The following is an 11,919-nucleotide window of genomic DNA, read 5'->3' as shown; positions in this document are numbered from 1 at the left end:
GGCCGCCCAGGCCTCATCAGACAGCCAGAACAAACGCGCCATGTCCACCTCCTGATCAGCCAAACCCGATCAGGAGACAAAAACGCCAACGAACGTAGAGAGTTGTTTGGGTTCCCTACCTAGCGCCTCACACCCGCCGGTGGCGCCTCGGCTTGACAATGATGACGGTCGAAATCTTAATTCGTGGTGCAGGAGGTGCCGCTTGAGGGTGACCAGGGCACAGGCGGCCGAGAACCGGGCACGGGTGGTGGAGACGGCCGCCCGCCTGTTCCGCGAGCACGGCTTCGACGGCATCGGCGTGGACTCGCTGATGCGGGAGGCCGGGCTGACCCATGGCGGCTTCTACAAGAACTTCGAGTCGAAGGATGCCCTTGCCGCCGAGGCCTGCACGCAGGCGATGGACGCGGCGGCCGAGCGATGGGCGGCGCTGATCGAGGCCTCCGGGCCGGACGCGCTGGCCCGCCTGGCGGACCAGTACCTCTCCCCGGCACACCGGGACCGGCCGGGCGGCGGTTGCACCGTTGCGGCGCTGGCCGCCGAGGCCGGACGCCGCCCCGGCCCGCTCCGGGCCACCTTCGGCCGCGGCCTGCGCGCCACCCTGGAACGCCTGTCCCGCATCATGCCCGGCCGCTCCGAGGCAGCGAGGCGCGAGAGGGCCGTCGCGGCCTATGCGGGCCTTGTCGGCACGCTGGTGCTGGCCCGCGCCGCAGCCGACCACCCCGAGCTGTCCGATGAGATCCTGGCCGCCGGGCGCCGCGCCTTCGGCGGCGCCGCACCGAAGGCCGCTCCATGACCGCCATCCCCTATGCGAGCGCGTTGATCATCGGCGCCGGGCCGGGCATCAGCGCCTCCCTCGCGCGGCAGCTGGGCCGGGCGGGGCTCACGGTCGCCCTCGCCGCCCGCAACACGGAGAAGCTGGCGCCCCTGGCTGAGGAGACGGGCGCCGTGCCCTTCCCGGCGGACGCCGCCGATCCGGCTTCCGTGGAGGCGCTGTTCTCCGCCGTCGAGGCGCGGCTCGGTGCGCCAGAGGTCGTCGTCTACAATGCCAGCGCCCGCGCGCCGGGGCCGCTGGCCGAATTGGATCCTGAAGCGGTCCGCAAGGCGATCGAGATCACCGCCTTCGGCGCCTTCCTTGCGGTGCGCCAGGCGGCGCGGCGCATGGTGCCGCGCGGGCACGGCGCCATCCTGCTCACCGGCGCCACGGCGAGCGTGAAGGGCTTCGCCGGCTCCGCCGCCTTCGCAATGGGCAAGTTTGCCCTGCGTGGGCTTGCCCAGAGCGCGGCGCGCGAGCTGGGGCCGAAGGGCATTCACGTCGCCCATGTCGTGGTGGATGGTGGCGTGCGGAGCGAACGCCGGCCGGAGTCGCCCGGGAAGCCGGATAGCCTGCTGGACCCGGACGCGATCGCCGCGACCTATCTCGACCTACTCCGCCAGCCGCGCAGCGCCTGGTCGCTGGAAGCGGAGCTACGCCCGTGGACCGAGACCTTCTGAAGGACCGCAAGACCATGCCGCTCTCGATGTACCAGGCCTCCGTTCCCGTCTTGCTGCGCGGCCTCGGCGTGCTGTCCACCCTGCTCGAGAAGGGTGCCGCTCATGCGGCCGCTTCGGGCATCGATCCCGCGGAACTCGTGCAGGCGCGGCTCGCGCCCGACATGCTGACCCTGGCTGGTCAGGTTCAGCGCGCGAGCGACACCTCCAAGTTCGCGGCGGCCCGGTTGTCGGGGCTTCCCGCTCCCTCCTTTCCTGACGAGGAGGCCAGCGTCGACGACCTACTCCAGCGTGTCGCGGCAACGGTGGAGTTCCTGCAATCCGTCCCGGCGGAGGCTTTCGAGGGCAGCGAGGGCCGCAGCATCACCTACGGCCCGCAGAGCCGCCCGACCACGCTGCCGGGGGCGGACTACCTGCTCGGCTTCGCCCTGCCGAACTTCTACTTCCACGTGACTACCGCCTACGACATCCTCCGGCATCTCGGTGCGCCGATCGGCAAGCGCGACTACCTCGGGCCGCTCGGCACCAAGGGCTGAGGCGACTCCGGCGACAACACGGCAGGCCGCCCGGAATCCAGGGCGGGTGAGGAAGGAGAGTGCGCTTGAGCATCCGAGGGAAGGCCTGCATCGCCGGCGCTTATGAGCACCCGACGCGCAAGGCCGGGGACAAGAGCACGGCCCAGCTTCATGCCGAGGTCGCCCTCGGCGCACTGCGCGACGCCGGCCTGACCCGCGCCGATGTGGACGGCTACTTCTGCGCCGGGGACGCCCCCGGCATGGGGCCGCTCAGCATGGCCGACTATCTCGGGCTGGACCGGCTGCGCCATGTCGATTCCACGGATATCGGGGGAAGCTCCTACCTCGCTCACGTGGCCCATGCAGCGGGGGCGATCGCGCTCGGCCGCTGCGACGTGGCGCTGATAACCCTCGCCGGGCGCCCGCGATCGGAAGGCCAAGCCACCGGCACGGCGCCGCGCGCCGGCAACCCCGCGCAGCCCGACGTGCAGTTCGAATACCCCTACGGCGCCGCCATCGCGAACATGTACGCGATGTGCGCGCGGCGCCACATGCACGAGTACGGGACGACGAGCGAGCAACTGGCCTGGATCAAGGTGGCGGCCAGCCACCACGCGCAGCACAATGAGCACGCGATGCTCCGCAACGTCGTGACGGTGGAGGAGGTGCTGGCCTCACCCCTGGTCGCGGACCCGCTGCACCGGCTGGACTGCTGCGTCATCTCCGATGGCGGCGGCGCGCTCGTGGTCGTGCGGCCGGAGATCGCCCGCTCCCTCGGGCGCCCTGTCGTCTCGGTGCGCGGCGCGGGAGAGGCGGTGAAGCACCAGATGGGCGGGCGGCTGGACCTGACCTACACCGGCGCCCGCTCCTCCGGCCCCCGCGCCTTCGAGGAGGCGGGGGTCACGCCGGCCGACATCAAATATGCCAGCATCTACGACAGCTTCACCATCACCATGCTGATGCAGCTGGAGGATCTCGGCTTCTGCGAGAAGGGCAGGGGCGGCGCCTTCGTGGCGGACGGCAACCTGATCAGCGGCATCGGCCGGCTGCCCTTCAACACGGATGGCGGCGGGCTCTGCAACAACCACCCTGCGAACCGCGGCGGCATCACCAAGGTGATCGAGGCGGTGCGGCAGCTGCGCGGGGAAGCCCATCCCGCCGTCCAGGTGCCGAACTGCGATCTCGCGCTCGCCCACGGGACGGGCGGCTCGCTCGGGACCCGCCACGGCAGCGCGACCCTAGTCCTGGAAAGGGAATGACGGCGATGAGCGACAGCATCGCGCAGCGTGTGCCGCCGAGCCCCACCCCGGACCCCTCCACCCGCCCCTTCTGGGAGGCGGCGAAGCAGGGCCGGCTGCTGATCGGCCGCAACACCGCGACAGGCGCCTTCCACTACCCGCCACGCCCGGTCGACCCCTTCGACGATGAGGGCGAGGTTGAACTCGTGCCCGCCAGCGGTCGGGGCACGATCTACACCTTCAGCATCATGCGGGCGAAAACCCCCTACGCGATCGCCTATGTGGAACTGGAAGAGGGGCCGCGCATCATGACGAACATCGTCGATTGCGACTTCGCGACACTGAAGGTGGGCCAGCCCGTCCGCCTCGTCTTCGTCAAGAGCGAGGACGGCCAGCCCATTCCCATGTTCACGCCCGCCGGCTGAAGCGGAGCCACCGGCCGGCGCAGGACGTCATCCCGGCAGCAACATCCGGTAGAGCGCCGCCGATGCGGGGGTCAGCGCCTCTCGCCGTCGCCGGACGAGCCCCAGCCGGCGGTGGAGCACGGGTTCAACCAGCGGCACCTCGACCAGCACCCCTGGCAGCAGGCCGCGCCCGGCCGAGGAGGGCAGGATGGCGGCCGCCACCCCCGTCGCGGCCAGGGCCATGGCGCTCGGCGTGTTCTCCACCACGAAGCGGCCGCGCCCGGGCAGGCCGACATGGGAGAGCTGCATCTCCACCAGCGCGCGGTTGCCGCTGCTGCCGCCAAGGGTGATGAGTTCGTCGGCCCGCAGTTCCGCCCAGACCACCGAAGCGCGGGAGGCGAGGGCATGGCCGGGGTGGCAGACCAGAACCAGCGGATCGGCCGAGAGTAGGTCCTCCGCGAGATCCTCCTGCGGATCCCCCACGATGTGGATGCCGAACTCGGCGTCGCCCCGCCGCACCGCCTCCGTCACCAGCGCGCCGGACCGCTCCAGCAGCATCACCCGGTTGCCGGGATGCCGGCGGGCATAGGCCTCCAGCACGCCGGGCAGACGCTGGTAGGCAACGGCCGGCATGGTGGCCAGGGTGACATCGCCGGCGCTCAGCCGGGCGGTGGTCCGCAGCCGCTCCAGCCCGTGCGTCAGGTCTTCAACGACACGCTTCGCGAGCGGCAGGAACTCCCGGCCGGCGGCGGTCAGGCTCGTCCGCCGGCTGGTCCGGTCCAGCAGGGAGAGGCCGACGAAGCCTTCCAGCCGCTGAATCCGCCGGGTCAGCCCAGTCTGCGTCAGCGCCAGCCGCTCTGCCGCACGGGTGAAGCTGCCCAACTCGGCCACCATTACGAAGGCCTGCACGTCGTCCATGGGCAGGTGCATGACTGCGCCTCATCAATCGATGCCAGCATTGCATTATACGTGGCCGGCATTTGCCGCCATCCTGCGCGGGAAGGCGCGGCACAGCGCCGGAATGGGAAGGGACAATCCATGCGCGCCGGCCATACCGGTTCCATGCCATGACCGCCGTGCCGAACTCCACCGGCACGGCGCCTCCGCGCCACCCCGTGCCGCCGGGAGCCTGCGATTCCCACCTGCACGTCCTGGACGCCCGCTTTCCCGGCGCGGCGCTCACCTCGGGCATGACGCTGGCCGATTACCGGCTGCTCCAGCACCGCCTCGGCACCAGCCGCGCCGTGCTGGTGCAGGCCAAGCACCACGGCACCGACCCAGCCGCGCTGCTGGACGCGCTGGCGCAGCTCGGCCCGGACGGTCGCGGCATCGCCGTGCTGCCGCCCGACACGCCGGAGGCCGAGTTCCGCCGCCTGGACACGGGCGGCGTGCGCGGGCTGCGGCTAAGCCTCTGGAATCCGGCCGATGCGCCGCTCGCCATGGCCGACATCCCCGCGCTCGCCGCCCGCGTCGCGCCGCTGGGCTGGCACCTGCAACTGCACCTCATGGCGGATCAGATCGCGGCGGCCGCGGGCATGCTGGCGGACCTCCCATGTCCTCTGGTCTTCGACCACATGGCCCGGCTGCCGCCCGATGCGGGACCGGATCACCCGGCCTTCGCCGTCGTGGCACGGCTGCTGCAGGCCGGGCGGGCCTGGGTGAAGCTCTCCGGCGCCTATCTGAACACCCGCGCCGGCCCGCCCTATTCGGATGCCGGGCGCATCGCCCACGCCTTCGTCGCGGAGGCGCCGGAACGCCTGGTCTGGGGCAGCGACTGGCCGCACGTGACCAAGGTCCACAAGCCCGACGACGCCGAGCTGCTGGACCTGCTGGCCGAATGGGCCGGGCCGCGCCTGGCGGACCGCATCCTGGCGGACAATCCCGCCACCCTCTACGGCTTCGCCTGAACAGGAGCGCCATGACCCCCGCTTCCCTCGACGCCATGCGCAGCAAGCTGTTCCTGCCGGGCACGCGGCCGGAACTCTTCGCCAAGGGTGCCGCCTCGGCCGCCGATGCGCTGAGCTTCGACCTGGAGGATTCCGTTGCGCCGGAGCGCAAGGCCGAGGCCCGCGCCAATGTCGCCGCCGCGCTGCGCGATCCGGCCCTCCGCGCGGCGGGCAAGCTGCACATCGTGCGCGTGAACGCGCCGGGCACCCCGCACTTCGCGGACGACGTGGCTGCCCTGGTCGGCCCCGGTCTGGACGCCATCAACCTGCCCATGGTCGAGGACGCGGCCATGGTGCGGGAGGCCGTGGCCGCGATCGCTCGCGCGGAGGCTGCCACCGGCGCCGCGCCCTGCGGCATCCTGGCGAATATCGAGACGCCTCGCGGCCTGCGCCTGGCCGCCGAGATCGCCTGCGCCGATCCGCGCGTGACCGGCCTGCAGATCGGCTACGGCGACCTGTTCGAGCCCTTCGGCATTGCGCGGGACGACGAAACGGCGCTGCACCACGTGCGCCTGCAGGTGCGGATGGCGGCGGCGGAGGCGCGGGTGCCGGCTTTCGATGGTGCCCTGGCCGCTTTCGCGTCCCTCGATCGCTGCCGCACGGAGGCCGAAGCGTCGCGCCGGCTCGGCTTTGCCGGGAAGTCCTGCATCCATCCCAGCCAGATCGCCGTGGTGAACGCCGCCTTCCAGCCAAGCGAGGCCGAGATCGCCCGCGCGGCCCGTGTGGTGGCGGCGGCGGAGGAGGCTGAGGCGAAGGGGATCGGCGCCTACACCGTGGACGGGCAGATGGTGGACGCGCCCTTCGCCGCCAGTGCCCGCGCGGTGCTGGCCCTGGCGAGTCGTCTTGGTCTCCCAACTGCGGCCTGAGCAAGAACACGGAAGGAAACGACGATGGAGTTCACGATCCGGCGCCGCGGCGTCCTGGCCAGCGCCTTGGCCGCACCGCTCGTGCTGCCGGGGCTCGCCCGCGCGCAGGGCAGCTGGCCCAGCCGAAGCGTGCGCGTGGTGGTGCCTTTCACCCCCGGCGGTTCCAACGACGCCGTGGCGCGCCCGCTGGCCGAGCACTTCCAGCGCCGCCTGGGCCAGCCCTTCGTTGTGGAGAACAAGCCAGGCGCCGGCAGCACGGTGGGCTCGGGCGAGATCGCCCGCGCGCCCGCGGATGGCTACACGCTGCTCGTCACCTCCTCGACCTTCTCCACCAGCGCGGCGACGCAGAACACGCCCTACGACGCCGTCAACGACTTCGAAGGCGTGGCGCTGGCGGCCACGGCGCCGCTGCTGGTGCTGGCCACGAAGTCCTTCCCGGCGAACAATCTTCGGGAACTGGCGGAATACGTCCGCGCGAATCCCGGCAAGGTGGATTACGGCTCCGCCGGCCCTGGCAGCATCAACCAGCTCTCCGCCGAGCTCTTCGCGCAGAAGGCCGGCGGGCTGAAGCTGGTGCACATCCCCTATCGCGGCATGGGGCCGGCGACGACGGACCTCGTGGCCGGCACCATCCAGCTCCTGTTCACCACGGTCCCCTCCGCCGCCGGGCTGGTGAAGGACGGCAGCGTGAAGATCCTCGGCTGGACGTCGGAAGCGCGCCCGGCCAGCGGGCCGCAGGCGCCCACCCCGAAGGAGAGCGGGCTCGACTACAGTGCCGAGATCTGGTGGGGCCTGCTGGCCCGCCGCGGCACCCCGCGCGAGATCGTGGAGAAGCTGAACGCCACGGCCAACGAGGCGCTCGGGGAAGGCAGGCTGGCAAACTACCTGCGCGGCGAGGGCGCCGAGCCTTCCCCGCGCCCGCCCGGCGAGTTCGACGCCTTCCTGAAGGGGGACATCGCCCGCTGGAAGCAGGTTGCCACCGCCGCCAACATCCGGATCGATTGAGCATGGACGAGCACGCGCCTTCCCGCCTGCACCGCAAGGCGTTCGACCCGACAGCGTGCGGCCCGCTGGACGGGGTGCGCGTGCTGGACCTCGCGAGATTGGTGGCCGGCAACACGCTGACCATGGTGCTGGCGGACCACGGCGCCGAGGTGGTGAAGGTGGAGCCACCGGAAGGCGACACGCTCCGCGCCTGGAAGGTGCAGGGCGTGGAGACCTCCTGGAAGAGCTGGTGCCGCAACAAGAAGAGCATCTGCCTGGACCTGCGGAGCCCCGAGGCGCAGGGCGTGGTGCGCGCCCTGGTGCGCGACGCCGCCATGCTGGTTGAGAGCTTCCGCCCCGGCGTGCTGGAGGCCATGGGCCTCTCCCCGGAGTCCCTGCTGGCGATCAACCCGGCCCTCGTCATCATCCGCATCAGCGGCTGGGGACAGGACGGGCCCTACCGCCACAAGCCGGGCTTCGGCACCCTGGTGGAAGGTTATTCCGGCTTTGCCGCCGTCAACGGCTTCGCGGACCGTGAGCCGGTGCTGCCGCCGATGTTCATGGGGGATTGCTATGCCGGCATCTACGGCGCGGCCTCCGCCACCATCGCGCTGCGACACGCCGAGCGGACAGGGCAGGGGCAGGTCATCGACCTCTCGCTGATCGATCCGATGCTGGCGGTAATGGATCCGCAGACCGCCAACTACCGCCTGACTGGCCGCACGAAACAGCGCACGGGCAGCCGCAGCACCAACACCGCCCCCCGCAACGCCTATCAGGCCCGCGACGGCGGCTGGGTCTGCCTTTCCTCCTCCACCCAGGGCATGACGGAGAAGCTGCTGCGCTCCATCGGGCGGCCGGAGCTGATCGAGGACCCGCGCTTCCGCACTAACCCGGATCGGCTGCGGAACTGGCAGGAGCTGGACGGCATCATCGGCGCCTTCATCGGCGAGCGCGACAAGGCGGAGGTGCTGGAGCACTTCGACCGGGCTGGCGTCACCATCGGCCCGATCATGGACGCCGCCGACCTGCTGGAGGACGGTTTCGTCGCGGAGCGCGAGGCGCTGATCGAGGTGCCGGACGAAGACATGCCCGGCGGCTTCGTGCCAATGCACGGGATGGTGCCGCGGCTCTCCGCCACGCCCGGCGTGCTGGCCCGCCCTGCGCCGCGCCTCGGTGAGCACAACGACGAGATCCTCAACCCAGCCTTGGGCGAGGAGGAACTAGCACGGCTGCGCGCGGCCGGCATCGTGCGCGGCTGAGCCGGCGAAACGGGAGGAGACGGTGATGACAATGTCGCGCAGGCATACCCTCGTCGCAACGGTGGCCGGGCTGCTTCCGCTGCCACTGCGGGCGCAGGAGGCCTGGCCGGCGCGGCCGGTGCGGATGATCGTCTCCTACGGTGCCGGCGGTGCGGTGGACACGGTGGCGCGGCTGGTCTTTCCCCGGGTGACGGAAGTGCTCGGCCAGCCCGTGGTGATTGAGAACCGGGCGGGCGCGGGCGGTACCATCGCGGCCAATGCCGTCGCGCAGTCCAGGCCCGACGGCTACACCCTGCTCGACGATGCCAGCGGCTTCGCGATCAACCCGGCGCTGATGCCGCGCCTGCCCTACGATCCGCGGCGGGATTTCCTGCCAGTGGCGCGCATCGTCACCGTGCCCAACGTGCTGCTACTCGGCCCAAGCTGCCCGGCGCGGACAGTGCCGGAGTTGATAGCGCTGGCGAAGTCGAAGCCTGGCGAGATCGCCTGCGCGAGCACCGGCACCGGCTCCTCCCAGCATCTGGCGCTGGAGCTGTTCAATCGAACGGCCGGGGTCGAGATTACCCACGTGCCCTACCGCGACACCCCGGCCGCGCAGAACGACCTGCGCGGCGGGCGGATCGGCATGATCGTCTCCACCGCCACCTCCGCCCTCCCGCTGCACGGGCAGGAGGGGCTGCGCGTCATCGCCCATACCGGCCGGGATCCGGTGGCACGCCTGCCCGGCGTGCCGGCTGTGGCCGAGACCCTGCCGGGCTACGAGAGCCTGGAGTGGCATGGCCTGTTTGCGCCCGCCGGCACACCGCCGGACGTCGCCGCGCGCGTGGCGGTGGCCGTGGAAGGCGCGCTGAAGGACCCGGCCCTGGGCGAGAGGCTCGCGACACTCGGCGCCAGCCCGGGCCTCCTACGCTCCGACGACTTCCGCACCTTCCTGGAGGGCGAGATCGGCAAGTGGGGTCAGCTTATCCGCGCCGCGGGCATCCAGGCCGGGTAAGGGCAAGGCACCCCGGCCGAATGCATCGGCTCCGGCCTTTCCCGGTCCTCAGCGGCCGGTGAAAACCGGCGCGCGCTTCTCCGCCCAGGCTGCCTTTCCTTCCTGCAGGTCTTGCGAGTCACGGACCTGCCGGATCGTCGCCGCGACGGCCTCGGCATCCATGTTCCCACGGGCGATGCCGTTGAGCGCGGCCTTCATGCCCTGCACCGCGAGGGGCGCATTCGCACAGAGGGCGGCGGCCAGCGCTGAGGCGCGCGCCTCCAGCACATCCGGCGGTACGAGTTCCGTCAGGAAACCGATACGCAGCAGTTCCTCGGCCTCCAGCTTCTCCGCGGTGAGAAAGAGGCGCTTGGCCGCGTTCAGGCCGAGCCGGCTGACATAGCGTCCCAGGCCGCTCGGGTAGTAGTGCAGGCCGAGCCGCGCGGCGGGCATGAACATGGCCATGCCCGTCACGCCGATGCGGAAGTCGCAGGCCAGGGCGAGGTCGGTGGAACCGCCATAGACGCCGCCGTTCATCGCGCAGATCGTCGGCTGGCGCAGCGCCTCCAACCGGTCCGCGAGGCGCCCAAAGGAGGATTCGTCCGTGCCCTCGCCGGGCTTCAACTCCCCAATATGGAAACCGGAGCTGAAGGAACGGCCACTGGCGGTGAGGATGACCGCCCGCACCGCACGATCCGCCCCGATCGTGTCGAGAATTTCCGCCAGCGCCACCAGGTCACCCGGCTCAATCCGGTTGTGCACTGCCGGCCTGTGCAGGCGGATGGTGGCGACGGCACCGTTGATGCTCAGGCTCGGTGCCCGGGCTTCCCGTCCATCACTCAACGCGGTGCCTCCCGTTCAGCAGACCAGCTCTCGCCAGGGTGGATCCGCGCCCACCATCCCGCCACTGGCGCGGCATCAGGCGAAGCGCTCCGCCCGGTACGGGTTCGGGTCGATGAAGGGGGTCTGGCCGCCTATCATCTCCGCCAGCAGGCGGCCAGTCGTTGGGCCGAGGGTCAGCCCCTGATGGGCGTGTCCGAAGGCACCCCAAAGCCCGTCCTGCCCGGGGATGCGGCCGATCACGGGCAGCATGTCCGGCGTGCAGGGCCGCACGCCCATCCAGGGCTTCTGTTCCACGCTCTCCTCCAGCGGAAGGAGCGACCGGGCCACCGGCTCGGCCCGCTCCATCTGGATCGGCGTCTCCGGCGCGTCGGGCCGGGCGAACTCTGCGCCGGTTGTCAGGCGGATGCCGGCCCGCATGGGCACGAGACAGAAGCCGCTGGCCTCGTCGATGAAGGGGTGGTTCAGCACCGCGTTGCCCTTCATCCCGTAGTGAAGGTGGTAGCCGCGCTTCCCGAAGAGGGGAGGGGCGTAGCCGAAGCGCCGCGTCACATCGCCGGCCGCGGCGCCCAGGGCTACCACGGCCTGCGCGGCCTCCATTGGTCCGTCCTGCGTCATGACGCGCCAGCCCGAGCCGGCGCGGGCCAGGGTGGCCGCATCGCCCGTGGCAAAGCGGCCGCCCTCCCCCTCGAACAGGCGCGCGTAGGATGTGGTGAGGGCGTGCGGGTCGCTGACGGAATAGGGATCGGTCCAGTGCACCGCCCCGGCGCGGCGCACCAGCAGGTGCGGCTCGGCCTCGGCCAGGGCATCCCCGTCCAGGACACGGTAGCCGACGTTGTGCTCCCGGTGCGCCGCCTCCGCCTCCCGCCTCGCGGCGTCCAACTGCGCCTCCGTGCTGAACAGGCGCATCCAGCCGATGGGGCGCAGCAGCTCGGTGGAGCCGGCCTGCCGCGCCACCGCCATGTGCTCATCCAGGCAGGTGACGATCAGCTGCGCATAGGCCCGCGCCATCGCCTCGTACCGCTCCGGCGCGGAGTTCCACCAGTAGCGCAGCAGGGGATAGGCCAGGCCGGGCAGGGCATCCGCGTGGTACACCGCGTCCACCGAGCGGTTGCGGGCGATGCGCGCGATCTCCGACACGCTGCGCGGGAAGGGGTGGGGGAACACCGCCTCGCGCTGGATCAGCCCGGCATTGCCGAAGGAGGCACCCTCGCCCGGGGCGCGGCGGTCCACCAGCACCACGTCCCACCCGCGCTGGCGCAGGTGGAGGGCGGTGGAGACGCCCACCATCCCCGCGCCCAGCACGATCACCGATTGCGCCATGCCCTATCCCTCAGCCGCCCCGGTGCGGGGCCGATCTTGCGTGGTTCCGGTGTGCCGCGCCATCCGCGCCGCGTCCCTCC

The 11,919-nt window shown here is 71.5% G+C and carries 13 protein-coding genes; 10 read left to right on the top strand and 3 right to left on the bottom strand.

Features of this window, described 5'->3' with window-relative positions:
* Positions 1 to 208: 208 nt before the first annotated feature.
* The 5 genes from J5Y10_RS18990 (at position 209) to J5Y10_RS18970 (ending at position 3,666) form a co-directional block, all read left to right on the top strand.
* Positions 209 to 793, top strand: coding sequence for a TetR/AcrR family transcriptional regulator (locus tag J5Y10_RS18990; RefSeq protein WP_342452967.1), 585 nt, complete (start codon positions 209 to 211; stop codon positions 791 to 793).
* Positions 790 to 1,491 (top strand): SDR family NAD(P)-dependent oxidoreductase, encoded by a 702-nt coding sequence (locus J5Y10_RS18985; RefSeq protein WP_209375663.1) that lies wholly within the window; start codon positions 790 to 792, stop codon positions 1,489 to 1,491. Before J5Y10_RS18990 ends, J5Y10_RS18985 begins: the two co-directional genes overlap by 4 nt.
* The gene (locus J5Y10_RS18980) at positions 1,473 to 2,024 is read left to right on the top strand and encodes a DUF1993 domain-containing protein (RefSeq protein WP_342452964.1); all 552 of its coding nucleotides are present in this window, start codon (positions 1,473 to 1,475) and stop codon (positions 2,022 to 2,024) included. The genes J5Y10_RS18985 and J5Y10_RS18980 overlap by 19 nt, the downstream gene beginning before the upstream one ends.
* Before the next feature lie 65 nt (positions 2,025 to 2,089).
* Entirely contained in the window at positions 2,090 to 3,262 is a 1,173-nt protein-coding gene (locus J5Y10_RS18975; RefSeq protein ID WP_209375662.1) for a thiolase family protein, read from the top strand.
* Positions 3,263 to 3,267: 5 nt separating this feature from the next.
* Positions 3,268 to 3,666: a Zn-ribbon domain-containing OB-fold protein gene (locus J5Y10_RS18970; RefSeq protein WP_209375661.1), complete on the top strand. Its 399-nt coding sequence runs from the start codon at positions 3,268 to 3,270 to the stop codon at positions 3,664 to 3,666.
* Positions 3,667 to 3,693: 27 nt separating this feature from the next.
* Here J5Y10_RS18970 and J5Y10_RS18965 read toward each other — a convergent pair whose 3' ends face one another.
* Positions 3,694 to 4,575 (bottom strand): LysR family transcriptional regulator, encoded by an 882-nt coding sequence (locus tag J5Y10_RS18965; protein WP_209375660.1) that lies wholly within the window; start codon positions 4,573 to 4,575, stop codon positions 3,694 to 3,696.
* Positions 4,576 to 4,712: 137 nt separating this feature from the next.
* On the opposite strand from J5Y10_RS18965, the gene J5Y10_RS18960 reads away from it, so the two are divergent.
* Genes J5Y10_RS18960 through J5Y10_RS18940 form a run of 5 tightly spaced genes read left to right on the top strand, consistent with a single transcriptional unit; the run spans position 4,713 to position 9,697 of the window.
* Positions 4,713 to 5,552 (top strand): amidohydrolase family protein, encoded by an 840-nt coding sequence (locus tag J5Y10_RS18960; RefSeq protein ID WP_209375659.1) that lies wholly within the window; start codon positions 4,713 to 4,715, stop codon positions 5,550 to 5,552.
* Between the two features lie 11 nt (positions 5,553 to 5,563).
* Positions 5,564 to 6,457, top strand: a complete 894-nt coding sequence (locus J5Y10_RS18955) for an HpcH/HpaI aldolase/citrate lyase family protein (RefSeq protein ID WP_209375658.1) — start codon at positions 5,564 to 5,566, stop codon at positions 6,455 to 6,457.
* 24 nt (positions 6,458 to 6,481) lie between these two features.
* Positions 6,482 to 7,462, top strand: coding sequence for a Bug family tripartite tricarboxylate transporter substrate binding protein (locus J5Y10_RS18950; RefSeq protein WP_209375657.1), 981 nt, complete (start codon positions 6,482 to 6,484; stop codon positions 7,460 to 7,462).
* Between the two features lie 2 nt (positions 7,463 to 7,464).
* On the top strand, positions 7,465 to 8,703 hold the full coding sequence (locus J5Y10_RS18945) for a CaiB/BaiF CoA transferase family protein (protein ID WP_209375656.1): 1,239 nt from the start codon (positions 7,465 to 7,467) through the stop codon (positions 8,701 to 8,703).
* Between the two features lie 25 nt (positions 8,704 to 8,728).
* Positions 8,729 to 9,697 (top strand): Bug family tripartite tricarboxylate transporter substrate binding protein, encoded by a 969-nt coding sequence (locus J5Y10_RS18940; RefSeq protein WP_209375655.1) that lies wholly within the window; start codon positions 8,729 to 8,731, stop codon positions 9,695 to 9,697.
* 48 nt (positions 9,698 to 9,745) lie between these two features.
* On the opposite strand, the gene J5Y10_RS18935 is transcribed toward J5Y10_RS18940, so the two are convergent.
* Both J5Y10_RS18935 and J5Y10_RS18930 read right to left on the bottom strand, forming a co-directional pair.
* Positions 9,746 to 10,519, bottom strand: a complete 774-nt coding sequence (locus tag J5Y10_RS18935; RefSeq protein WP_209375654.1) for an enoyl-CoA hydratase/isomerase family protein — start codon at positions 10,517 to 10,519, stop codon at positions 9,746 to 9,748.
* A 75-nt stretch (positions 10,520 to 10,594) separates the two neighbouring features.
* Entirely contained in the window at positions 10,595 to 11,839 is a 1,245-nt protein-coding gene (locus tag J5Y10_RS18930) for an NAD(P)/FAD-dependent oxidoreductase (protein ID WP_209375653.1), read from the bottom strand.
* Positions 11,840 to 11,919: the final 80 nt, after the last annotated feature.

Origin of the sequence: Roseomonas indoligenes (assembly GCF_017813365.1) — a bacterium.
GTDB classification, from domain to species: domain Bacteria; phylum Pseudomonadota; class Alphaproteobacteria; order Acetobacterales; family Acetobacteraceae; genus Roseomonas; species Roseomonas indoligenes.
The sequence above is the reverse complement of the archived record's forward strand: the minus strand, read 5'-3'. Positions and strand labels throughout refer to the sequence as shown.

Coding starts and splice junctions, on each gene's coding strand:
- J5Y10_RS18960 (WP_209375659.1), top strand. CDS start 4,713: ATGACCGCCGTGCCGAACTCCACCGGCACGGCGCCTCCGCGCCACCCC.
- J5Y10_RS18930 (WP_209375653.1), bottom strand. CDS start 11,839: ATGGCGCAATCGGTGATCGTGCTGGGCGCGGGGATGGTGGGCGTCTCC.
- J5Y10_RS18955 (WP_209375658.1), top strand. CDS start 5,564: ATGACCCCCGCTTCCCTCGACGCCATGCGCAGCAAGCTGTTCCTGCCG.
- J5Y10_RS18945 (WP_209375656.1), top strand. CDS start 7,465: ATGGACGAGCACGCGCCTTCCCGCCTGCACCGCAAGGCGTTCGACCCG.
- J5Y10_RS18985 (WP_209375663.1), top strand. CDS start 790: ATGACCGCCATCCCCTATGCGAGCGCGTTGATCATCGGCGCCGGGCCG.
- J5Y10_RS18940 (WP_209375655.1), top strand. CDS start 8,729: ATGACAATGTCGCGCAGGCATACCCTCGTCGCAACGGTGGCCGGGCTG.
- J5Y10_RS18965 (WP_209375660.1), bottom strand. CDS start 4,575: ATGCACCTGCCCATGGACGACGTGCAGGCCTTCGTAATGGTGGCCGAG.
- J5Y10_RS18950 (WP_209375657.1), top strand. CDS start 6,482: ATGGAGTTCACGATCCGGCGCCGCGGCGTCCTGGCCAGCGCCTTGGCC.
- J5Y10_RS18970 (WP_209375661.1), top strand. CDS start 3,268: ATGAGCGACAGCATCGCGCAGCGTGTGCCGCCGAGCCCCACCCCGGAC.